Annotated in this window: 23 protein-coding genes; 14 read left to right on the forward strand and 9 right to left on the reverse strand. The window is 67.6% G+C overall.

Annotation, left to right across the window (positions count from 1 at the left end):
- Nucleotides 1-23: 23 nt before the first annotated feature.
- The gene (locus tag VME70_03855) at nt 24-725 is read left to right on the forward strand and encodes a DUF427 domain-containing protein (GenBank protein HTW19333.1); all 702 of its coding nucleotides are present in this window, start codon (nt 24-26) and stop codon (nt 723-725) included.
- Here VME70_03855 and VME70_03860 read toward each other — a convergent pair.
- The 3 genes from VME70_03860 to VME70_03870 form a co-directional block, all read right to left on the reverse strand.
- Nucleotides 656-1,756 carry an ATP-binding protein gene (locus VME70_03860; protein HTW19334.1) on the reverse strand — a complete coding sequence of 367 codons (1,101 nt, stop codon included), beginning with the start codon at nt 1,754-1,756 and terminating at the stop codon, nt 656-658. The two genes, VME70_03855 and VME70_03860, sit on opposite strands and share 70 nt — an antisense overlap.
- Nucleotides 1,757-1,761: 5 nt before the next feature.
- A complete protein-coding gene (locus VME70_03865) occupies nt 1,762-2,454 on the reverse strand; it encodes a response regulator transcription factor (protein ID HTW19335.1) in 693 nt (230 codons plus the stop codon).
- A 123-nt stretch (nt 2,455-2,577) separates the two neighbouring features.
- Nucleotides 2,578-3,762 carry a beta-propeller fold lactonase family protein gene (locus tag VME70_03870; protein HTW19336.1) on the reverse strand — a complete coding sequence of 395 codons (1,185 nt, stop codon included), beginning with the start codon at nt 3,760-3,762 and terminating at the stop codon, nt 2,578-2,580.
- Nucleotides 3,763-3,994: 232 nt separating this feature from the next.
- Between VME70_03870 and VME70_03875 the strand changes: the two genes are divergently transcribed.
- The 11 genes from VME70_03875 to VME70_03925 all read left to right on the forward strand — a co-directional run bounded on the left by VME70_03875 (nt 3,995) and on the right by VME70_03925 (nt 15,196).
- Complete coding sequence (locus VME70_03875; GenBank protein HTW19337.1) at nt 3,995-4,423, forward strand: MarR family winged helix-turn-helix transcriptional regulator; 429 nt, start codon at nt 3,995-3,997, stop codon at nt 4,421-4,423.
- A gap of 248 nt (nt 4,424-4,671) precedes the next feature.
- The gene (gene pstS / locus VME70_03880) at nt 4,672-5,766 is read left to right on the forward strand and encodes a phosphate ABC transporter substrate-binding protein PstS (GenBank protein ID HTW19338.1); all 1,095 of its coding nucleotides are present in this window, start codon (nt 4,672-4,674) and stop codon (nt 5,764-5,766) included.
- 3 nt (nt 5,767-5,769) lie between these two features.
- Nucleotides 5,770-6,822 carry a phosphate ABC transporter permease subunit PstC gene (gene pstC / locus VME70_03885; GenBank protein ID HTW19339.1) on the forward strand — a complete coding sequence of 351 codons (1,053 nt, stop codon included), beginning with the start codon at nt 5,770-5,772 and terminating at the stop codon, nt 6,820-6,822.
- Nucleotides 6,822-7,664, forward strand: coding sequence for an ABC transporter permease subunit (locus VME70_03890; protein ID HTW19340.1), 843 nt, complete (start codon nt 6,822-6,824; stop codon nt 7,662-7,664). Before pstC ends, VME70_03890 begins: the two co-directional genes overlap by 1 nt.
- A 137-nt stretch (nt 7,665-7,801) precedes the next feature.
- A complete protein-coding gene (gene pstB / locus VME70_03895) occupies nt 7,802-8,575 on the forward strand; it encodes a phosphate ABC transporter ATP-binding protein PstB (protein ID HTW19341.1) in 774 nt (257 codons plus the stop codon).
- Between the two features lie 75 nt (nt 8,576-8,650).
- A complete protein-coding gene (locus VME70_03900; GenBank protein HTW19342.1) occupies nt 8,651-8,941 on the forward strand; it encodes a winged helix-turn-helix domain-containing protein in 291 nt (96 codons plus the stop codon).
- Nucleotides 8,942-9,464: 523 nt separating this feature from the next.
- The gene (locus VME70_03905; GenBank protein HTW19343.1) at nt 9,465-10,967 is read left to right on the forward strand and encodes an MFS transporter; all 1,503 of its coding nucleotides are present in this window, start codon (nt 9,465-9,467) and stop codon (nt 10,965-10,967) included.
- The gene (locus VME70_03910) at nt 10,964-11,416 is read left to right on the forward strand and encodes a MarR family transcriptional regulator (protein HTW19344.1); all 453 of its coding nucleotides are present in this window, start codon (nt 10,964-10,966) and stop codon (nt 11,414-11,416) included. Before VME70_03905 ends, VME70_03910 begins: the two co-directional genes overlap by 4 nt.
- A gap of 67 nt (nt 11,417-11,483) precedes the next feature.
- A complete protein-coding gene (locus tag VME70_03915; GenBank protein ID HTW19345.1) occupies nt 11,484-12,065 on the forward strand; it encodes a hypothetical protein in 582 nt (193 codons plus the stop codon).
- A gap of 114 nt (nt 12,066-12,179) precedes the next feature.
- Nucleotides 12,180-13,235, forward strand: coding sequence for a helix-turn-helix domain-containing protein (locus tag VME70_03920; GenBank protein ID HTW19346.1), 1,056 nt, complete (start codon nt 12,180-12,182; stop codon nt 13,233-13,235).
- A gap of 125 nt (nt 13,236-13,360) precedes the next feature.
- Nucleotides 13,361-15,196 (forward strand): ABC transporter substrate-binding protein, encoded by a 1,836-nt coding sequence (locus VME70_03925; protein HTW19347.1) that lies wholly within the window; start codon nt 13,361-13,363, stop codon nt 15,194-15,196.
- A 156-nt stretch (nt 15,197-15,352) separates the two neighbouring features.
- Here VME70_03925 and VME70_03930 read toward each other — a convergent pair whose 3' ends face one another.
- The 5 genes from VME70_03930 to VME70_03950 all read right to left on the reverse strand — a co-directional run bounded on the left by VME70_03930 (nt 15,353) and on the right by VME70_03950 (nt 21,196).
- Nucleotides 15,353-16,429 carry an ABC transporter permease gene (locus tag VME70_03930; protein ID HTW19348.1) on the reverse strand — a complete coding sequence of 359 codons (1,077 nt, stop codon included), beginning with the start codon at nt 16,427-16,429 and terminating at the stop codon, nt 15,353-15,355.
- On the reverse strand, nt 16,426-17,322 hold the full coding sequence (locus tag VME70_03935; GenBank protein HTW19349.1) for an ABC transporter ATP-binding protein: 897 nt from the start codon (nt 17,320-17,322) through the stop codon (nt 16,426-16,428). Before VME70_03935 ends, VME70_03930 begins: the two co-directional genes overlap by 4 nt.
- A complete protein-coding gene (locus tag VME70_03940; GenBank protein HTW19350.1) occupies nt 17,319-17,711 on the reverse strand; it encodes a GntR family transcriptional regulator in 393 nt (130 codons plus the stop codon). Before VME70_03940 ends, VME70_03935 begins: the two co-directional genes overlap by 4 nt.
- A 114-nt stretch (nt 17,712-17,825) precedes the next feature.
- Nucleotides 17,826-19,856: a choice-of-anchor Q domain-containing protein gene (locus VME70_03945; GenBank protein HTW19351.1), complete on the reverse strand. Its 2,031-nt coding sequence runs from the start codon at nt 19,854-19,856 to the stop codon at nt 17,826-17,828.
- Nucleotides 19,857-19,942: 86 nt separating this feature from the next.
- Nucleotides 19,943-21,196, reverse strand: a complete 1,254-nt coding sequence (locus VME70_03950; GenBank protein HTW19352.1) for a hypothetical protein — start codon at nt 21,194-21,196, stop codon at nt 19,943-19,945.
- A gap of 120 nt (nt 21,197-21,316) precedes the next feature.
- Here VME70_03950 and VME70_03955 point away from each other — a divergent pair, with 120 nt between their 5' ends.
- The gene (locus tag VME70_03955) at nt 21,317-21,508 is read left to right on the forward strand and encodes a hypothetical protein (protein ID HTW19353.1); all 192 of its coding nucleotides are present in this window, start codon (nt 21,317-21,319) and stop codon (nt 21,506-21,508) included.
- Between the two features lie 85 nt (nt 21,509-21,593).
- Complete coding sequence (locus VME70_03960) at nt 21,594-22,109, forward strand: DUF664 domain-containing protein (GenBank protein HTW19354.1); 516 nt, start codon at nt 21,594-21,596, stop codon at nt 22,107-22,109.
- A 126-nt stretch (nt 22,110-22,235) separates the two neighbouring features.
- On the opposite strand, the gene VME70_03965 is transcribed toward VME70_03960, so the two are convergent.
- Nucleotides 22,236-22,865: a PadR family transcriptional regulator gene (locus VME70_03965; protein ID HTW19355.1), complete on the reverse strand. Its 630-nt coding sequence runs from the start codon at nt 22,863-22,865 to the stop codon at nt 22,236-22,238.
- Nucleotides 22,866-22,877: the final 12 nt, after the last annotated feature.

Genomic DNA, 22,877 nt, shown 5'->3' on the forward strand with positions numbered 1-22,877 from the left:
AAACCGAGCCGAGCGCCAAGCGCGTGCGCGGTTACGTCGAAGGGCGGCTCGCCTTCGAGACGACGTCGGCGCTGATGGTGTGGGAAGGCCCGGCCTATCCGCAGTACTACATCCCCGCGAAGGACGTCCTCGGTGAGCTGCGCGCGAACGGCGAGACGCAGCACTCGCCGAGCCGTGGCGATGCCGAAGTCGTCAACCTGCACCTCGACACGATCGTCCGGGAGTCGGCCGGCCGCCGCTACCCGGTGTCCCCGATCGAGGACATCGTGGATCACGTCCGGTTCGAGTGGGACGCGATCGATGAGTGGCTCGAGGAGGACGAGCCGATCTACACGCATCCGCGCGACCCCTATACGCGAGTCGACATCCTCCAGTCCTCGCGACACGTGCGCGTCGTCGTCGACGGCGTGACCGTCGCTGACAGCCACTCACCGCACATCCTGTTCGAGACCGGTCTCCCGTCGCGCTATTACCTGCCGATGTCTGACGTGCGGCTCGATCTGCTGACGCCCACCCACTCATCGACCCATTGCCCCTACAAAGGCACCGCGTCGTACTGGTCGCTGAACGTCAACGGAAAGACGTACGACGACCTGGTCTGGACCTACCGCACGCCGCTGCCCGAGTCGCAGAAGATCGCCGGCCTGGTCTGCTTCTACAACGAGAAGGTCGAGCTCTGGGTCGACGGCGAGCTCGAGGACCGTCCGCGCACCAAGCTCTCCTGATCGCGCGCATCCGGTGGCGCCGGGCTGGCGCCGCCCGGAGCGATCGGCAGCGCGATCGAGAACGTGCAGCCGTCGTCGATATTGGCGGCCGTGATCGAGCCGCCATGCGCCTGGACGATCGCGCTCGCGATCGCGAGCCCGAGCCCGGCACCGCGATCGGTTTCCGGGGTCCGCGCGACGCTGCCGCGGAACGCGATGTCGAACACGCGCGGCAGGTGCTCCTCCGGAATCCCGCCGCATTGGTCGTGCACGCCGATCTCGCTCCGGCCGGAGCTCGTCCGGCTAGTGATGGCGATCACTCCGCCAGGCGGGGTGTGCCGGATCGCGTTGGACAGCAGGTTGCGGAGGACGCGGCCGAACTCCTCGATGTCGACGTCCACAACCGCGCCGTCGAGGTCGGCGGCTACCTCGATGTCCTTCTCCGCGCCGAGCGCCGCTGCGGTTGGCAGCGCCTGGGCGACCAGATCGGCGACTGGGACGCGTTCTCGTTGCAGGGCAAGAGATCCGCTGTGCAGCCGGGCCAGCTCGAACAAGCCATCGACCATGGCCGCGAGGCGCACCGACTCGTCACGGATCGTGTGGTGGTACGCAGCGACCGTTGCCTCGTCGCTGACCACACCGTCCTCGAGCGCCTCGGCCATCGCGCGGATGCCTGCGATCGGCGTACGCAGGTCGTGTGACATCCAGGCAACCAGCTCGCGGCGGCTCGCCTCGACCGCGCGGTCCGACTCGTAATGCGCGAGGGCGTCGGCGTGTGCCCTCATGGTTGAGGTGACGCCGCGCCCGACTGCCCATGCGCAGCCTCCGGCGACCAGCGCCGAAACGATGACAACCACGATGAGTACGGCGCTGTCGTGCGCGGAGATCGTCATTGTCTCGACCGCGGCAACGACCCCGGCGATGGTCGCCAGCGCGGCGACCGCGACCGTCGAGACGATCAGCGCCGAGCTGATCCGTCGCCGCAGCAACCACACGGCGGCCGCGCCCACCAGCCCGGTGACGAGGGCAGCAGCGACCGAGATGACGATCATGTGGGTCACGGTTGAGCCACCGTCTCGTAGCGGTAGCCGACGCCCCAGACCGTCACCAACCGCTGCGGCCGGCTCGGGTCGTCCTCGATCTTCTCCCGCAGCCGGCGTACGTGGACCGTCACGGTCGACACGTCACCGAAGCTCCAGCCCCACACGCGTTCGAAGAGCTGCTCGCGGGTGAACGCGACCTGCGGGTGGGCCAGGAGAAAGGCGAGTAGGTCGTACTCGCGCGCCGTAAGCGAGAGGACGTCGCCCGCCTTGGTCGCCTGATGAGCGGCGTGGTCGATCACGAGGTCGCCGTCGACCAGCCGACCTTCGCTGCCCGCGACCAGTGCTCCGGACGCGCGGCGCAGTACGGCGTCCACCCGCAACGCGAGCTCACGAGGGCTGAACGGTTTCGTCACGTAGTCGTCGGCGCCGAGCTCGAGGCCGGCTACGCGGTCGCTCTCCTCGCTGCGCGCGGTGAGCATGATCACCGGCACCGGCCCGGCCTCGCGAAGCCGGCGGCAGACGTCCAGTCCCGACATCGACGGAAGCATCAGGTCGAGAACGACGAGATCCGGCGGGTTCGAGGCGGCCCGTTGCAACGCATCCAGGCCGTCACCGACGATCTCGACGTCGTGACCGTCGCGCGTGAGGTAGCGAGCGACGACGTCGCTGACCGTCGGGTCGTCATCGACGACCAGGACGTGCCCCATGACTCGAGGTTAGGTGTCCAAGCTCGATGGTGGATGGGGGTTAAGGATTCCGTAAGGCGGAACGCAAAACGGCGGGGACGGCGGTGATGAGCCGCCGACCCCGCCGGATGCGAGTCGGGATCGTCAGTTCACGACGATCCCTGCCGGCGCAACCGATCCGGTGACGCTCACCGGTGCGCCCGGAAGTGCCGTGAGGCTCCCGCCGCTCACGTGGAACGCGCTGATCGTCGCCGCGCCACCGTCGACGACGTACAGGGTGTGGCCACCTGGCGAGAGCCGCAGGTCGATCGGGGCCTTCTCGGTGGTCGGGTCGAGCGCGGTGCTGCCGAGCAGCGTCATGGTGCCGTCGCCCGCGATCGAGTACCGCGAGATGCTCGGCACCGCAGTATTGGTGGTGAACAGGTAGCGGCCGTTGTGGCTGATCTCAACCCAGCACGGCGCGGTCTGGTTGTCGGCGTACGGACCGGCGCCGATCGAGGTGAGGTTGCCGTTGCGCGAGACCGAGAACGCCGAGATCGTGCCGTTGTTCTGGCCGCCGTGTGCGTTGGACACGAACAGCTGCTGCGGGTTGGTCGGCCGGAACTCGGAGCCGAGCGGCCCGGGCCCCTGTGCGGTGTACGGGGAGCCGGGTGCGGGATAGAGCAACGCGTTCCGCCCGACGTTGAAGCTGTCGACCAGCGAGGTTGCAACCCGCGTGCCGACGAGCGACGTACCGGTCGAGTTGAACAACACGTCACCGAGCTGCGAGCCGTCCGGCACCGCGACGGTCGACCCGCTGATGTGGTGCAGGATGCCGGCGCGGCTGAGGAAGAAGCCGGTGTAGTTGCCGCCGGTGTAGCCGTTGGACGGGTCGCCCGCGTTGGCGACATAGACCAGATCGGCTCGGCCCCACGGCGTGATTGCGATGCTGACCGGCTCGCTGCCGTGAGAGGAGACGGTGCCGCTGGAGACCTCGTGCGGCACGCCGGCTCGGTCGAGGCGAAGCACCGAGATCTGGTCGCTGCCGGCGTCCACCGCCACCAGGAAGCGGTCGCCTGGCGTCTCCTGCAAGGCACCCTGCGATGCGGTGCCCGCACCCGAGCCCTGGCCGCCGGTGGCGTACGGCGATCCCGACTCCGGCGTCAGGGATCCGTCGGCGTGCCGGTCGAAGCCTCCGATCGTGTTGGTGCCGGTGGTGTTGTCGTTGACGTAGACGTGCCCGATGACCGGTGAGCTGTGATGTGGGGCGGCCTGGGCCGCGAGGGCAGGACCGGCCAGGCTCAGGGCGGCGACGCTGCCCAGGCTGACGGCGAGCTTGAGGGGTTTCACGAGCAATCTCCTTGGGTCGACGAGCCGGTCTGTCGACCGGCACACACCAGGAGGTACACCGCTGGTCGCTGTCGCATTGCCGTCGGCGACGACTGTTCAGAACCCCGTAAGAAGCCTTACGGGGCGAGCGAGCCCGGTAACACCGGCCGCTGCACAACGCCGGCGGGCTCCACAAATCCTTTCCGAAGTGCGATGATCAGGTATTGGCGGATTCGAGTTCGAGGCGGGTCAGGTGCAGCACGCTGTAGACCTCGACTACGAGGCGCTACTTCGGTTCCGGGTCGCGATGCGCGAGTTCAGTCATTGGAGCGAGCAGCAGGCGGCGGCAGTGGGTCTCACCCACGCGCAGCATCAACTTCTGCTGGCGGTGAAGGGCCATCCTGACCCGAAGGGCCCGACGATCGGCGACGTCGCTGGCTATCTGTTGATCCGGCATCACAGTGCCGTAGAACTCGCCGGCCGTACCGAGACGCTCGGTTTCATCAAGCGGCAAAGAGACAAGCAGGACCGGCGGGTCGTGCGGCTCGCCCTGACCGCGCGTGGCGAGCGCAGCATCAAGAAGCTGACCTCTGCTCATCTACGAGAACTGAGAACCCTCGGCCCTGCCCTGCGTGGGGTCACCGAGGAGTCCGGCGGCCTACCGCGGCAGCGAGTGAGCTAGCCGCCGCGCGGCCCTGCGCACACCCCGCGACCCCCAGCGACACCACCGGCCGGAGCCTCGCCTGAGGTTGTTTACCCAGCGTTTGCCTCGGCTTCCGCTGGTGGCCATCGAATGTGGACCACCCGTTGGATCTGCACTCATATCGTCTCCCGATACATGTACATCGTCCCACGATAGATATGTGCGTCGGCTGGACCGGCTGTGCGCACGACTGCTCCGACTCGGTGTCGGAGCCAACCGAGCGAGAGGTGACCGTGAAACGCCTGCTAACCGCTGCTGTGATCGCAGTCCTCGGCCTGACCATGGCCGCCTGCGGTTCGAGTTCCTCGGGGGGATCCGGGGGATCGGGATCAGGATCGGGAAGTGGGGGCACCCTCAACGAGGCAGGTTCGAGCCTGCTCTATCCCTACCTACAGGAGTTGGTCTCGCCGCTGAAGCAGGCTTACCCGTCGATCAAGCTCGCACCTGCGGCTGGCGGCTCAGGCGTCGGAATCAGTGACGCGATCAGCGGTACGGTCCAGATGGGCGGCTCAGACGCCTACTTGAGTCAAGGCCAGTTCAGCCAGACGCCTGGCATCATGAATGTCCCGGTCGTGGTGTCAGCGCAGGCGGTCAACTACAACCTCAAGGGGATCCAGCACCTCAAGCTGTCCGGCAACATCCTCGCGGAGATCTACGAGGGCAAGATCACCAAGTGGAACGATCCCGCCATCGCCGCGCTCAACCCCGGGGTGAAGCTCCCGGCCGAAACGATCGTGCCGGTTCGCCGGGTCGACTCCTCAGGTGACACCTTCCTGTTCACCAGCCTGCTCTCCGCGACGAACGCGGCGTGGAAGAACGGGCCCGCCTTCGGCACCACGGTGACGTGGCCGGCCGCCGCAGGCGAGGTGACCGCAAATGGCAACCCGGGCATGGTGCAGACCTGCCAGTCGACACCGGGCTGTGTCGCGTACGTCGGCGTGAGCGCAGAGGCGCAGGCCCAGCAGGCCGGTCTCGGTGAGGCAATGCTGCAGAACAAGTCCGGCAAGTTCCTTCTGCCAACCGCCAAGACGATCACCGCGGCGGCCGCCCAAGGTTCGTCCAACTTGCCCTCGAACCTGGCCCAGTCGCTGATCTACGAGCCCGGTGCGGACTCCTACCCCACGGTCAACTTCGAGTACATCGTCGTGAAGTCGCAGCAGTCCAGCTCGACCACGGCCCAGGCGATCCGCAACTTCCTCGATTGGACGATGAGTCCGAGCGGTGGGAGCACGCAGAAGCTGCTCTCGGCCGAGGACTTCGTGAAGTTGCCGTCGTCGGTGGTCCCCATGGCGAAGGCGGCGGTAGCGAAGATTACTGGCTGACGGATGAGCGTCACCGCTGAGGGCCGTACCGGGTCGTGGCGCCGTTGGCGCGCGACCCGGGCGGCCCGCTCGGTCGGCCCGACCGAGCGAATCGTCCGAAGTCTGCTCGCCCTTGCTGCAGTCGTCCCCACCGCGGCATTGGCCTTTCTTGCCTACGAGATCGTTCGTTCCGCTTACCCAGCAATCGTCTTCAACGGCTGGCACTTCTTTACGACGAAGACGTTTACCCTCGGCAATCTCTACGGCGGCAGCCTCGAGGTGCACCATGGCTACAAAGCGCCGCATGGGGCGGCGTACGGCGTGCTGCCCCTGCTTGTCGGAACCCTGCTGTCCTCGTTCATCGCGTTGCTCGTCGCCGTACCGGTTGCCGTCGGCGGCGTGATCGTCCTGGTCGAGAAACTGCCGGAACGCCTGCAAGGTCCGCTCGGCGTGTTTCTCGAGCTCCTCGCAGGTGTTCCGAGCGTGATCTTCGGGCTGTGGGGTGTCTACGCGTTCGGTCCGCTGGTGTCGCGAACCGTCTTTCGTTGGATTGCGGCGCTGCACATTCCTTGGCTCTCAGGAGAGATTCCGGCCCGGCAGGGCTTGTTGACGGCGTCACTGGTTCTCGCGGTGATGATCATCCCGATCATCGCCTCGATCACTCGCGAGCTCGTGCGCTCGGTCCCGGCGATCTCGAAGGAGGGTGCGGTTGCGCTCGGCCTGACGCACTCGGAGACGATTCGGACCGTCACGTTGCCGTTCATCAGGACGGGTCTCATCGCCGCATCGATCCTCGGACTCGCCCGGGCGCTCGGGGAGACCATTGCGGTCCTCATCATCAGCGGCAACGCCCTTAATACCTATCCACGTAACATCTTTGCGCCGTTCTCTTCAATGGCGAGCACGATCGCTGCGATCCTCGACGGCGCGTTGACGGACTCCACGAAGATGGCGGTTCACTCTCTCGCCGAGGTCGGACTGGTACTGCTCGTGGTGACGCTGGCTGCCAACCTGGGCGGTCGTGCCCTTGCGAACCGCTTCAGCCCGGTCGGACTGCCGGTCGGCAGGGGTGTGTGATGCGGCGACGTCGCTGGAAGGACCGCGTCTTCTGGGGTGGTTGCACGCTTGCCCTTGCGCTGATCATCGCGCCCGCTATCTCGGTGCTGGTGAGCGTGTTTCATCAGGCGGCGCCGGCGATGAGCTGGTCACTCATCACCCACCGCACGAATGCAGGCGGGATCGAGAACGCGATCTTGGGCACGCTCCTGCTCCTGTTGGGAGTCCTCATCGTCGCCGGCAGCATCGGAGTCGGTGCCGGCATCTATCTCGCGGAGTTCGCCTCCGGACGCACCGAGCGAATCCTCCGGTTCTACTCCGAGGTCCTTGCCGGCTCACCCTCCATCATCATCGGGTACGTCGGCTACGTCACCCTGGTCGTCGGGTTCCACTGGGGATTCTCGCTGCTTGCCGCGGTTATCGCACTTTCCACGCTTGTCGTCCCGTACATCGTGAAGACCACCGAGGTCGCTCTCCGGCAGCTGCCGACGTACCTGCGGGAAGGGGCAGCCGGCCTTGGCATGCGTGAGACCACCATCCTTTGGCGGATCCTGCTACCCCCCGCTCTGCCGGGCATTGTGAGCGGGCTGATAGTCGCGCTGGCGATCTCGACCGGGGAGTTGGCGCCGCTGCTCTACACGGCCGGCTTCTCGGATTCGAATCCGAGCCTGCACTTGTTCCATCAGGCCGTGCCTTATCTGACGAATGTCACGTACACCGACCTGGCGCTGCCCGGTGCGCAGGCCCACGCGACGGCCGCGGCGGCCGGCGCGTTCAGTCTCATCCTGCTGATCGTTCTGATCGGGATCGGCCGGCTGCTCTCCCGCCGGGCCCGAATGGCAACCAGGCAGATGACGCTATGACGGCGGCACCGGCACCGGCACCGGGCCCGGTGTCGTCCCCCTCCTCCACGCCGGAACCCGAACCTTCGATGAGTGGTGACATGGTCGACCCGATGAACTGGTCTCCCGGCCGGCTGCCCCTGCCGGACGATGAGCCGCTGAACCCAGTATTCGAGATCAGCAACCTGAGCTTCTACTACGGCCAGGTCCGAGCCCTTCGGGACGTCACGGCCAGCATCGGCCGCAAGGAGATTACGGCGCTGATCGGCCCTTCGGGGTGCGGCAAGACGACTTTCCTTCGATGCTTGAACCGGCTCAACGACATGGTCGCGGCGGCCCGCGTCGAAGGCTCGATTGAGTTCGACGGCGAGTCGGTCTATGCGCCGTCGGTGCGCCCCGCCGACCTTCGCCGCCGCGTGGGAATGGTCTTCCAGCGTCCGAACCCGTTCCCCAAGTCGATCTATGAGAATGTCGCGATCGCTCCCCGTACGAATGGTTACTCGGGCGATCTCGACGAGCTGGTCGAGCAGTCGCTGCGACGTGCTGCGTTGTGGGACGAGGTGAAGGACAAGCTGAAGGCAAGCGCCTTCAGCTTGTCAGGCGGGCAGCAGCAGCGGCTATGTATCGCTCGCGCGGTCGCCGTGAAGCCCGATGTGATCCTGATGGATGAGCCGGCGTCGGCGCTCGATCCGGTCGCTACCTATGCGATCGAGGAGCTGATGGCCGAACTCAAGAACGAGTACACGATTGTGGTCGTCACCCACAACATGCAGCAGGCCGCACGGGTGTCCGACCGTACGGGCTTCTTCACGGTCGAGGTCACTCCCGAGGGGCGAACGGGTGTCCTCGTGGAGATGGGCTCGACGACGAGGTTGTTCACCAACCCGACGGAGAAGCGGACCGAGGACTACATCACGGGCCGGTTCGGCTGAACACGCGAAGGCTCGGTCACTGTGGAATCCGCCATACCCGTCCGACCTGAGCGCCGAGTGCTCTGCGTCGGGCGCGTGGTCCTCGATCTCGACGGCCACTCGGTGCAGGTGGGTAACCGTCCGCCGATGGCCCTGCCGGCCAAGGAGTTCGAGCTACTGCGGATACTCATGCAGCACGCGGGCGAGACGGTCTCCTACGAGTCGGTGATGTCGGCGCTCTGGCCCACCTTGCGCGCGCACGTCTCGCGGACGCTGCCGATCCACATCCGGCGCCTGCGCGATCGCCTCTGCGACGACCAAGAACCGTGTGGCGTGATTGTCAATGTTCGCTGCGTGGGTTACCGCTACGAGTCAGGCTCGGAATGACTCTGGCAGAACGCGCGTGCCACAGTGCCGCCGAGGTCGACCCGGAGATGCTCGTCGTGGGCCCGATCGAGGTCTCAGCAGATCGCTACCTTGTCCTGGTCTCGGGTCGCGCACTGCCGCCCTTGCCACTCGGGCAGTTTCGGTTGTTGACCGCCCTCGCTCGTCAGGCCGGTCGGATTCTCAGCTATGCAGACGCCGCTGCGGCCGCGCTGCCTCATCAGCCGTGTCGCGATCCGCGCCGGCGTACTGGTGCCCTGGTCTCGGGCTTGCGGCGGCGACTCGGTGGCGACGCGGGTGCGCTCCTTCGCAACGTCCGCGGTTTCGGCTATGTCCTTGATGCCACGCCGGTTGCACCCTCGCGATGCCGCGACTCTCACCGGCACCGTCGGGAACAGCCACCGCGACCCCGTTCGTGATCTTGACGTAGGAGGCGCACAAATCGCGATTGTGCGCCTCCTACGTCAAGATCAGCGGAGACGGCGGGGGTTTGCCTGCCACGGCAGACCATGATAGATTCATAACAATGTCGAAAGTAGAAGCACTTGCCCAGCGGATCGGTACGCCGACCGACGTCGCGATCCACGAGCTCGGCCGCGGCCGCCGGATCGGCATCCTGCTGATCTGCTGCATGAGCCTGCTGATCGTCGGGCTCGACGTCACGATCGTGAACGTCGCCCTGCCCGTCATCGGCCGCGACCTGCACGGCAGCATCTCCGGGCTGCAGTGGACGCTCGACGCCTACACGCTCGTGCTCGCCACATTGCTGATGCTCTCCGGCTCGACCGCCGACCGGCTCGGCCGCAAGCGCACGTTCGTGGTGGGCCTGGCGCTGTTCTCGCTCGGGTCGCTGCTGTGCAGCCTCGCGCCGAGCCTGCTGTTCCTCGTGATCTTCCGGATGGTCCAGGCGATCGGCGGCTCGATGCTGAACCCGGTCGCGATGTCCATCATCACCAACACCTTCACCGATCCGCGCGAGCGCGCGCAGGCGGTCGGCGTCTGGGGCGGTGTGGTCGGGATCTCGATGGCGCTAGGCCCGATCGTCGGCGGCCTGCTCGTCACCTCGGCCGGCTGGCGCTCGATCTTCTGGATCAACCTTCCGGTCGGCCTCGCCGCGATCATCCTGTCGCTGCGCTACGTCCCCGAGTCGAAGGCACCGCGCGCGCGTCGCTTCGACCCGGTCGGCCAGGCGCTCATGCTTGTCCTGCTTGCCACGCTGACCTACGGCATCATCGAGGCGCCGCGCCGCGGCTGGAGCTCGCCGATCATCGTGGCCGCGTTCGTCGTAGCGGCGGTCGCGCTCGTTACCTTCCTGTACGCCGAGTCGCACCGCGCCGAGCCGTTGGTCGACCTTCGGTTCTTCCGCTCGGTGCCGTTCTCGTCGGCAACGCTCACCGCGGTCGCGGCGTTCGCCACGCTCGGCGGGTTCCTACTGATCAACACGCTGTACCTGCAGGACGTGCGCGGCCTGTCCCCGCTGGACGCCGGTCTCGACACGCTTCCGATGGCGATCATGACGATGATCTTCGCCCCGATCTCGGGGCGCATCGTCGGGCATCGCGGCCCGCGCGTGCCGTCGATCGTTGCCGGGCTCTCGCTGCTCGTTGCCTGCGTGATGCTCGCAAGGATCACACCGACGACGTCGTTCACCCTGCTGTTCGCGGCGTACGTCGTCTTCGGGCTGGGGTTCGGCCTGGTCAACGCGCCGATCACGAACGCCGCCGTCTCCGGCATGCCGCGGGCACAGGCGGGCGTCGCGTCGGCGATCGCATCGACCTCTCGACAGATCGGCTCCACGCTCGGCGTGGCCGTGGTCGGCGCGCTCGTCACGTCGCGGATCGGGCAGTCGACCCACGGCGGCGACCTCGCCGCCGCGAGCCACGCGGGCTGGTGGGTGCTGGGCGGCTGCGGCGCCGTGGTCGCCGCGCTCGGCTGGATCGCGACCTCGCGGTCGGCGCTTGCCTCGGCTCGCCGTACGGCGGAGGAGCTCAACCCCGAGGTCCTCGGAGCGAATGGGGGATCGCGGTGATCAAGGAACCGGCCGGGCCCGAGCAGGCGGCGCCATCGATCGATGCGCGCGAGGTCTGGGCGGTCATGTGTGAGCTCGTGCTCGACAACGTCCGGCGCCGCGAGGTGTCCGAGACGCTCGGGATGAGCTTCAGCCGGGTGCGTGCGATCCGCCGCATCGCGCGCCGGCCGATGTCGATGGGCGAGCTGGCGCGCTCGCTCGAGATGGACCCGCCCAATGTCACGACGATGGTCGACGAGCTGGAGGAGCTGGGACTCGCGAAGCGCCGCCCGCACCCGACCGATCGGCGCGCCAAGCTGGTCGAGGCGACCCGCAAAGGCACCGACATCGCCCGCCGCGCCGACGAGATCCTCAGCACGCCGCCGCAGGCGATGAACACCCTCGATCCCGCCGATCTCGAGCAGCTACGCCGGATCCTTCGCCCGATCGCCGCTCAACGCGGGTCGTGATCACCGCGGTGCCAGCCGCTGATCGCTGTGGGACGATCGCGCTTGGCCCGCGGCGGGGGAGGCGGTCATGAAGGCTCCGGTCAGTCGCTTCGGACTGGCCGTGATCGCACTCGCCGCTGTGCTCGGCATGACCGGGTGCGCAAACGGGTCATCCGGCGATCGGGGCGCGGCGTCTCCGACACCGACCGCCAGCGAGGCGGCGGCGACGCGGCTGGCGGTCGACGCCGCGTTCTCCATCACGGACTCGGCCATCCGCACGTTCGTCAAGGTCAAGCACCCGTACCTGGTGGACAGTCAGTACGAAGCATTGGCGCAGGGCAGCGACGAGATGCTCTCAGCGGCCTTTGGGCTCGTGCCGGCGCCAATCGGAGTTCCGGCATCGGTCGCGGGCGCGGCGTATCACCGTCTGGTCACGATGGCGCATGTGCTGCAGCGCTCTGCGACCTGCCTGGCGAAGCGTTACCGTCCGAAGCGCGCGAACTATCGACCCTGTTTCGCGGCCTTCCAGACCAACGGTGCCGGCCTCACCGACCTCGTCCTGCTGGTCAAGGCGATGATTGCGCTCGAGCCGTACGGGTCACCGTCGGCGGCTGCACAGTTCCGCGAGCTGTTTGAAAGCTTCGTGCCGCAGGCGACGACGTCGGCGTGAGCGGCAGCTCCGGACCGCCGACGAACTGATGCAGGCCTGGTCCCCGTGGCCGAACCAATGCCGAATCTTGATTGCTTTGTGACCCGCCGCGGACGTGAGCGCGCCACGATCACGATGGATCAACAGACCGCGGTTGCCGCTGACGATGGGTCGGAGCTTTTGATCAACCTCAAGTTCGCGGCGGACGACGTTGCTGCGACCCGCTTCACGATCTCGCCTCTGCACGAGACGATCGCGAGCCTGTTTCCCGTTTACATGTGCCCCGACTCTCCGCCGACGGCGTGGGCCCGGCCGGTACGCCGACTACCGGACCTCGACCACGCGGTGCTGCGCGGCCTGATCAGCCCGATCAGCTGGATCCCTGACTTCGTGACGCCTGCTCCGATGCGTGCTCGTCCCGCCATCGACGAGCAGCTCGCGCAGGTCCGCGCGACTCCCGCCGAGACGGTGCTCGACGACTTCCACGTCGTCTATCCCGACGGCAGGCTGCCCGCCGCGTTAGTCGGCCTCGAGCGCGACCCGATCGGCGTACGGGACCGCATCGCGGACGCGCTCACCCACTACTGGGAGGTCGTCATCGCGCCGCGCTGGCCACGAATGCGCGCGATCCTCGAAGCCGACCTGCTCTACCGCGGCGTGCAGTGCGCCGAGATCGGGCCCGGCGCCGCCTTCGACCGGATCGACCCGCAGATCCACTGGACCGGGAGCAGCCTCAACGTCAACATCGCCGCCGACTTGCACCGGGCGATCGCGCCGGGCACGGTCGTCCAGCTGATCCCGAGCGTGATCATGCCCGGGCCGGTGGCGCAGATCGACATCGAAGCCGCACCCGTGGTGCAGTACCGCGCCCGCCGGGCCGGGTTCGCGTGGCGCGATGCCACGCCGGTGTCTTCGGCCGCGATCTGCAACCTGCTCGGCCGTCGCCGCGCCGGCGTGCTCGCGGCTCTCGACCAACCTCGATCCACCAGCGAGATCGCCCGCCTGCTCGACGTGACACCCAGCGCGGTGTCGCAGCATCTCGCCGTCTTGTCGGTGGCTCGGCTGGTCGAGCGCGCTCGCGTCGGCCGCGTCGTTCTCTACTCACAGTCCCCGCTCGCCCAGGAGCTCCTGACGGGAAGCGCCTGGGTCGACGACGAGTACGACGGCGAACGCAGCGACCTGACCGCCTAGCAACCGAACCTCGCTGCGCGACGGCACACCGGATTTAGCCCGCACCTAACTCTCTTCGTTCGCCGGCCCGGCCGTGGTGGGGTCCGACTGCCGACCGGTCGGACAAGGAAGGGACGTCACCGAACATGCCACGGAAACCTTGGCTTCTCCGTACGGGAGTAGCGGTCGCGACGGTTGCGCTCGGCGCCGCGGCCTGCGGAAGCAGTAGCAGCAGCGGAGGGGGAACCGCATCCCCGACGCCCGGTACGACGTCGGCCGCCATCCAGGGCAACCCGCAAGGCACCGGCGGCGGGTTCCCGGCGAAGGTGCCGCTGAACCCGTCCACCGCGAAGGGCGGCACGCTCAATGTCGGGGTCGCCGGCGACCTGGACTACATGGACCCGGGACGCACCTACTACGCGTTCAGCTGGGACATCCACCAGCTGTTCTCGCGCACGATGCTCACCTTCCCGGACGGCACCGGCTCGGACGCGCTGATGCCGACCGGAGACATCGCCACCGGCCCCGCGACCGGGACCCACAACAACACCGTGTGGTCCTACACGCTGAAGAGCGGCATCAAGTTCCAGGACGGCACCACGGTGACGTCCAAGGACATCAAGTACGCCATCGAGCGCACCTTCGCCACCAGCGTGATCAACGGCGGTCCGACCTACTTCGCGACCTTCCTGTGTCCCGGTGGCGAGAACTCCTCGGGCGCCTGCACGACGTACGGCGGTCCGTACAAGGGCAAGAGCTCGGTCTACGGGCTGAGCACGATCAAGACGCCGTCGGCGAACAAGATCGTGTTCCACCTCAACCAGCCGTTCGCGGAGTGGAACTACGTCATGACCCTCGACGGCACCTCGCCGGTCGAGGTGAGTGTCGACCAGAACCCGAAGACCGGCGGCGCGAACTACAACAACCACGTCCAGTCGACCGGGCCGTACGAGGTTCAGTCCTACGTCGCGAACAAGCACATCGACCTGGTCCGCAACCCGAACTACAACCCGGCGACCGACGGCACCCGGCCGGCGCTGCCGAACAAGATCGACATCGTCACCAGCTATGACTCGCCGACCCTCGACAGCGACATCCTGGCGAACACGGTCGACCTCGACATCGGTGGCACGGGCGTCCAGGCGGCGACCCAGGCGAAGATCCTCAGCTCGCCGTCGCTGAAGGCGCGGGCGCTGGACCCGATCACCGGGTTCACCCGCTACGTCTCGGTCCTGTCCGAGACCCCGCCGTTCAACAACATCCACTGCCGGCAGGCGATCGAGTGGGCGTTGAACAAGAAGGAGCAGCAGGACGCACGTGGCGGTGTCTACGGTGGCGCGATCGCGACCACGCTGGCCCCGCCGACCCTCGCGGGCTGGAAGAACTACAACCTCTACCCCGGCACGCAGAACGGCCCGGTGATCTCGCAGGCGAAGAACCAGCTCAAGCTCTGCGGAAAGCCGAACGGGTTCCACACGACGATCGTCGTGACCAACCAGGGCAAGGGGCCGCAGCAGGCGCAGTTCCTGCAGAACGACCTCAAGGCGATCGGGATCACGGCCAACATCAAGGAGTTCGACCCGGCGACGTACTACTCGTCGGTCATCGGTGTGCCGGCAAACATCAAGAAGGACGGGTACGGCCTGGCGTTCGCCGGCTGGGGCCCGGACTGGCCGGCTCCGTACGGGTACTACGAGAACATCGTCGACCCGCGCAAGATCCTCGCTCAGGGCAACAGCAACTACGGAGCTTGTAGCGACCCGAAGATCACGTCGTTGATCGACCAGGCGCTCAAGCAGACCAGCCCAGCTGCGGAATACCCGTTCTGGCAGCAGGTGGACCAGACCGCGCTGAAGGACGCCTGCGACGTACCCTTCACGTACGACAAGGCGCTCGACCTGTTCAGCAACCGGCTCACGAACGTTTACATCGAGCCGGACTTCGGGATAGTCGACCTGCGGACCGTCGGAGTGGGCGGGTAGCCGCACCTATCTGCTCGCGGGGTCGGCCGAGGCTTATCCGGTCGCGGGCCGACCCCGCTGAGCGCTCCCGCGCGCGAGGCGCGATCGCGAGGCAAGGATGGCACGGGTTCGGTCCGGCCGCTAGTAGAACCGAACGAACCGAGCCAACCGGCCGAGCTAGGCGATCCGGCGCTTGACCCACCAGAAGCAGGCGACGAACGCAGCGACCGCGAGCGCGGCGAAGATGCCGGTCTCGATCCACTGGAACGGCCAGAACCGGCTCGCCGGCTGGTAGGTCACGAGCAGGTGGAAGTAACGCGCAGCCGCTGTCTGGCACTGCTGCAGCTGTGGCGATGCTGGTCCCACGACGACCAGGTGATGCCCACCACTGCTCACGGATGCGGACCCCGGAATCGCACCGTGAGCGACGGACGTGCAGTGCTGATGGACGAACGCCGACTGTGCGGCTGCTTTCACCGGCTGACCAGCATTGTTGACCAGCCGGCTGCTGAGCACCCAGTCGTTGTTCGGCGACGAGTACTGAGTGGCGATCGTGCTGACCGAGCCGTTGTAGAGGATGGTGAACCCGCCGCCGAGCAGCGATGCGGTCTTGTGCAGCGGAGGCATCAGGTGCGGGCGGAGCCAGAGTCCGATGGCAACCCGCACGAAGACGAACACCGCAAGGGTCGCCGTCATCGCCGGCAGCACTCGACGCAGAACGGCGCCGACCAGCGTCCCGAGCGCAAACGCGAAGAGCGCGTAGCCAACCGCGACGAGGCCGCGCTGGTCGAACACCGAGAACGAGTGCACGTTGTTGTTGGCGAGATCGAACGACCGGTACCACCACGTGACGGCGAGCGTGTAGATGCCCGCCGCGAGGATCGAGTACGTCGCGCCGAGCGCAAGCTTGGTGAGGATCCAGCGGGTGCGGCTCACGCCCTGCGTCCAGGCGACCCGGAACGTCCCCGTCTCGAGCTCGCGCGCGAACAGCGGCGCCCCCCAGAAGATCCCGATCAGCGCGGGGACGAGCCGGATGACAAGCTGGAAGGCGTTCTGGAGAAACAGGTCGTGGTTGAAAAAGCTCTCGAGCTGGAAGCTGCACCCGGCGTGCGTCGACGTACACGGGACTACGTCGTTGTTGTAGAGATGCGCGAGGTGCGGGCCGGTGGCCAGCGTGAGCGCGACCAGGACGAGCAGGCAGACGGCGGCGGTGTATGCCTGCGCGCGGGTCTGTAGCCAGGCGAAGCGGATCATCCCGCCACCTCCAGGTGCGGCCGCTCGGCCGGCCGGCTGCTGCTGGCCTGCCTCATGTAGGCGAGCACGAGGTCGTCGAGCGACACCGGACCGACGGACAACGCCGGGTCGAAGATCGGCGCGTCTCCTCGTACGACGAACGTGCTCTGCTTGTCGGTGTAGCTCTCCTCGACCACGGTCAGATCCTTCGGCAGCGACGCAGCGTCACGCCGCGGGCCGGTGATCCGCCGATGCGAGGACAGCATGTCGTTGACGTCATCGGCGAGCGCCACCCGCGACGAGACGAGGACCACGAAGTAGTCACACACGCGTTCCAGGTCACCGACGAGATGGGACGACATCACGACCGTGACCCCACCGTCGGCGACCAGCTGCATCAGCGTCTGCAGGAACTCCCGGCGCGCCAGCGGGTCGAGGCTGGCGACCGGCTCGTCGAGGATCAGCAGTTCGGGCCGCTTCGCCACCGCAAGGGTCAGCGCCAGCTGGGCCCGCTGCCCGCCGGACAGCGAGCCCGCTCGCTGCTTGCGGTCCAGCCCGAGCTCGGCCACCCGCCGGTTGGCGAGTTCGTCGTCCCAGGTCGGGTTGAGCCAGCGTCCCATCTGCAGGTGCTGGCCGACCGTCAACCGCGCGTACGCCGGGCTGTCCTGTGCGAGGAAGCCGACCTTCGACAGCATCTGCGGGCTCGACGCCGGCCGGTCGCCGAGCACCCGCAGGCTGCCTGCGCTCGGCGTCAGTAGCCCGACCGCGAGGTGCAGCAGGGTGGTCTTGCCGGCGCCGTTCGGCCCGACCAGTCCCACGACGCGGCCCTCGGGGATCGTCAAGGTGCAGTCGCTCAACGCCCAGCGATCGGCGTACCGCTTGCCGAGCCCCACCGCCTCCATCGCCGCGGTCACGCGACCTCCTTCGCGGAGAAGTCGCGCTGCGCCGTACGGAAGATCGCCTCGATCTCCTCGGGTGCGAGCCCGGCGGCCTGTGCCGATCGCAGCCAGGCGAGCGCCGAGCGGCGGAACTTGGCCAGCGTCGCGGGGTCGGTGCCCGGCGGGCGGTCGAGCACGAAGGTGCCGAGCCCGGGTCGCGCCCGCACCAGGCCCTCGCGCTCCAGGTCGCGGTAGGCCTTCAGCACCGTGTTGGGGTTGATCGCGAGCGACCCCACGACCTGTTGCGCGGTCGGCAGCCGGTCCCCCGGCTGCAGGACACCGACGTGCAGCGCCTGGTGCACCTGCTGCACGAGCTGCAGGTACGTCGCGACCCCCGATGTCGGATCCAGATGAAACTCGATCACGGTTCCCCTATTCCACCAAGGTATTAGTGGAATAATGGAACACGCGCGAGCCCGAGGTCAAGCGGTATCTCGAACTCGAACTCGATCCGGCTGGCGCACCCTGGCGCCGGCGGCTCAGCCCTTCGTGTGCTTGTGGTGCTTCCTCGACGGCTTGAGCTCGTAGGCGCCGATGTCACACTTCGGGCCCTGCGGCCGGTGCACGCCGCGCTGGTCGGTCTTCACCGTGCAGGCCGACTTGGGTACGGCGTTGACCGCCGGGCTGGCCGACTTCAACGCCATCGTCTCTGTCGGGCCGCCGTTCGCGTGCAGGGCATCCAGCTTCGGGCTCACGCCGATCCTGTCGGTGGACTTCTTCGTGTAGGTGCAGCCGGTCTTCGTCCCGAGCAGGACGTAGCCGCCCGAGGCCACCGTGCTGGAACAGTCCCGTCCGTCAGCGGCGGAGGGCGCGGTGTTGTCGGCGAGGATGGTCGCGGTCAGCGTCGGCGTCACGCCGGAGGCGTAGAGCCCGCCGCCCGACGGCGCCACCAATCCGCCGGCGTTCACTCCGTTGCGGGCGATCGTGGAGTCGGTCACTTTCAAGGCGGCCTGGTAGTCGTATACGCCACCGCCTTGCACGGTCGGGCCGGCGCTGCCCGTGGTCGTCAGCGCGATCTCGTTGCCGGTGATCGTGGAGTCGACGATGTGGTCGCTGGGCTTCGGGCTCGGTGGCATCACCTGGTAGAAGACGACGCCACCACCGGAGAGCTCGCCCCCTTGCGACACGGCGCCGAACTTCGCGACGTTGTCCGCGATCGTCGAGTGGGTGATCGTCGTACTGGCTTCGCTGTAGACACCGCCGCCGTCCCACTCCGCGAACTTTGTCGCGCCCTTGTTCACCAGCGAGGTCCCCGAGATCGTGTCGTGGTCGAGGGTGAGGGAGAACTTGCCGGTGAAGCCCTCCTCGTCGAACACCGCACCACCGCGCCACAGCTTCGCCGGCGCGTCGGCGGTCAAACGTGAGTTGGTGATGCGGCTGTCGCTGACCGTCACCACACCGTAGGCGTCCAGCGCTGTGCCGCCACCGTCGATCTCGTAGCCGGAGACCCCGCGGATCCGTGACCCGGTGATGGTCGAGTGGGTGACCGTCCCGGACTTCGTCGCGTTGATCCCCAGACCCGCGGTGCTGACGTCGGCACGCGTCGTGGCGCCGCTGGCTATGCCGAGGACGGAGTCGTCGTTGAAGGTCGAGCTCGAGACGCTGGCCCGCGCGACGACCAGGTCAGCTCCGGCGCCGTCGGCACCGGCCGCAACGCCGCCGGTGCTGGTAGCCGCCGTCGTGTTGCGGTCGAAGTGTGACGTCTCGACTGTCGCCGCGCCGCTCAGCGCAAGGTCGAACAGGCCGCCGCCCTCGGCGATCGGATAGTCGTCGCCGTCCGACGACGCCCGGTTGGAGGCAGCGGTCGTGCTCTTCATGATCAGCTCGTTGCCGCTGGCGTAGATGCCTCCGCCGTCGGACGTCGAGTCGCTTCCGCCCGTGGCGTGTGCTTCGTTGGCTGCCAATGTCGAGTGGACGATCTCGAGCCGCCCCGAGCTCCACACGCCGCCGCCCTGTGCCGTGCTGTCGTCGTCGCTTCCGTCGTACTGCCCGGCCAGCGCGCGGTTGTGCGCCACGGTGCACGAGTCGAGCGTCAACGACCCGCCCGCGGCGTAGATGCCGCCGCCATCGGCGGTCGCCTCCGTGCCCGGCGTCGTGTTGGTGACGTAGGCGAGGTTGTCGTCGACGGTGACGTGGCTCAGGTGCAACGTGGCCGAGCCTGCCGCAGCGATGCCGCCGCCGAGCGGGGCGTAGCCGTCGGTGATCGTCAGGTGCTCGAGCGTGACCTTTGCCGCGCCGTTGACCGTCAGTGTCGTGCCGATGCCGCCGCCGTCCAACGTCGCGGACGGAGCGCCCGCCAAGGTGAGGTCGACGCCGAGCGTGTAGTCGCCGACGCAGTCGCCCTTCAGGTGGATGGTCGATCCCGGCTTCGCGCCCGACAGCACCGGCCCGAGCGGCGTCGTACTGCAGTTGACCGTGACCGATGCTGCGGCGGGCAGCGCGGTCATCCAGCTCGAGGCGGCCAGGACTCCGATGATGAGCCCCACTCGGGCCCGGCGGGCACGGATCACGACAAGTCCCCTTTCGCCGGGGACATCCTGGCAGCCGCCGTACGCCGCAACAAGCAGCCGTGCGGGTGCCGCCGGGTCGCGTGCTCCTACCGGCGCCCGACCGCGGTGTCTCCATAGCTGTCGCCGACCACGCACAGCTTCGTCGACGCGCAAGCGAGATAGTCGATCCCGTTCTTGATCTTGTGCGACTTGGACAGGAACGTCGTGTCCCAGTGCCCCTTGGCCGGGTCGCCCGACACCGAGATGAACTGCTCGCCCTTGGCGGTCACGCCACCGACTGCGCAGACGTCGCCGGTGCACTTGATCGCTCCGACGTCCGCGTGCTTTCCGACCTTCGGCAACGTGACCGTCTTGAAGCCCTTCGGCCACGCCTTGACCGTCTTGCCGTGGGTACGCAGCAACGTGCCGTCATTGTCGATGAGGCACGCCCCCGGCCCGAAGCAGGCGATGTTCATGAGGTTGTACTTGTGCCCGAGGTTGGTGCGGTGCCAGGTCATGCCGGGGTCGTCCGGGTTCGTCGTCCAGGCAACACTGCCCTTCGAGTTGCCGTCAACAAGGGCACAGAACGGGTTCGGCTGGCTCTTTGACCACTGCGCGCAGGAGATCGACCAGATGCCCGCGAACCCGGTGTCGTCCTTGAAGACGGTTGCGGTGGCTCGGACATTTGCACCTGCCGTGCTGAACACGATGCCGTTGTCGTTGATCTCGACGCACTGCACATTGACCCAGCACGAGACACTGCCGAATGCTGCATATCCATTGAAGTTGTCGGCGCCCCAGTTCGCCGACGTCGGCGTGCCGGTCTGGAAGATCGTGCCGCCATAGCTCTCGTCGTAGCTGCCGATGACCGGCTCCTGGCCGGCGATGATGCAGTCGGTCGCCTTGCCGGCCGGCTCGCAGGCGATGTTGTCGAGGCTGCCGGAGTCGGACGGCTCGTAGTCCTCGTTCCACTTCGAGAACTTCCAGCCCTTCTCACCCTTCGCCGGGTCCGTCGCGTAGAAGTCGCCGGCCGGGGAGAAGGTGTAGGTGCCGCCGTTGTGGAACATCGGGATCACGCAGAGATGCGTGTCGGGGCAGGCCACGCCGGTGGTCTCGTACTGCAGGTGCTTCTTCAAGCCGGTGACCCGGCCGAGATTGAACTCCGGCGACCACTTCCAGCCGCCCGAGCTCTTCGCCGGCGCCTTCGCGGCCGTCGTCGGGGACGTCATGACCGCGTGCATGCGCTGGGGCGCGATCCGTGCCGCCGATGCGATCGCCGGTGCGCTCACCAACCCTCCGATCACGCCGAGCGTGAGCACCGCCGCGAGCAACGGACGGCGGCGTCGAGCAGACTGCGACATGAGTTCCCCTCCCAAGCCCCTGTGGCTCGGGATCCTAGGGCGGGACCGGAAGCGCTGTCCGCCGTACCGGGCAGCTAGCCCTTCTTGTGGTGTTTCAGCGGTTTGAGCTCGTAGGCCCCGATGTCGCATTTCGGGCTCTGCGGCCGGTGCACGCCGCGCTGGTCGCTCGTCACGGCGCATGCCGACTTCGGTACGGCGTTGACCGCGGGGCTGCTTGCCTTCAACGCCATCGTGTCGGTGGGGCCGCCGTTTGCGTGCAGCGCGTCCAGCTTCGGCTTGGCACCGACCTTGTCGGTCGGCCGCTTCGTGTAGGTGCAGCCGGACTTCGAGCGATGCGAGCCCCCCTGCCCGCACCCGGGTGATGTTTGAAGCCGCGGCTCGGTGCAATCATCGCGGGGTGGCAGCAGATCTCAACGAACCCGACCGGGCTGCACTTCTCGAGACGCTGGAGTACCAGCGCGCGTCCGTGCGGGCAATCGTCAACGGCCTGTCGGAGGAGCACTGGCACACCTCCGTCGTACCGTCCGGCTGGACTCCGGCCGGGATGGTGGCGCACATCGGCGGCGCCGAGCGGCACTGGGCGTACGTCATCCGCGACGAAGACACCGGGCACCCGTTCGATGCGGACTTCGACGACGAGGAGTACGACCCGAACGCTCCGTTCGTCATCGACTGGCCGTCGGAGAAGGTGCTCGCCTACTACGCCGACATGGGCAAGCGGACCGACGAGCTGCTCGCGGTCACTGCGCTCGACTCACCGCCGAAGGGCTCCCATGGCAGCCCCGATGCCGAGCAGCCGAAGACCGTGCGCGAGATCGTGCTGCACCTGATCGAGGAGACCGCCGCGCACACCGGACATCTCGAGATCGGCCGCGAGCTGCTGGACGGCCAGACCCGGCTCGGCCTGCGCTGAAGCGCCGTCCCGACCCCCGGTCTCGCGGTGGCGTCGAATCGAGCCAGCGAGGGAGCAAGCAATGACCGGCAACGGCGGTGGCGACCGCTGCGACGCCGAGTCCCGGTGGGCTGAGCTGGTGCCCGGCTACCGGGCGCTCGCCGCCGATCTCGAGTAGCGCGCCTTCCGCGTCGAAAGTGCGCCGGCGCTCTCGCCGGCGCTTTCCGAATGGCTCGCCCGGTCCGACTGGCCCGCTGCCGCCAGCCGGGCGCGCGCCGCGTGGGCAAGGTCGAGCAGCTTGAGGTCGGCCTCGTTGTGCAGGCGAGCAGCGTCGATCAGCAGCTGCACGAGCGCGTCGTCGGCATGCGACTCGCGAAGGTCGGCGAGGGTGCGAAGCTGCGCGAGCTGGTAGGCCCGCTGGCGGCTGACGACGCCGGTGACGGCCGCGGTGCCCTGGCGCGCGGCGACCAGCAGCTTGAAGAACAGCTCGTCGCGGTAGCCGTTGTTGCGCTCGGCCGGTTGCTCCAGCCACTCGGCCAGCTCGGTCCGGCCGACCGCGCTGAGGGTGAACATCCGTCGGTCCGGGCGTGTGTCGGCCACCACCCGCTCGCTCGACACCAGGCCGTCGCGCTCGAGCCGGTCGAGGGTCTGGTAGAGGTGGCCGATGTTGAGCCGGCCCCACTGCGGGCCGATCGCGGCCTCGAACTTCGCCTTCAGCTCGTAGCCGTACGACGGGCCGTCCTCGAGCAGGCCCAGCACCGCGTGTTGTATCGGCATGGTCACGATCCT

This window comes from Mycobacteriales bacterium (assembly GCA_035504215.1).
Lineage (GTDB): Bacteria > Actinomycetota > Actinomycetes > JAFAQI01 > JAFAQI01 > DATAUK01.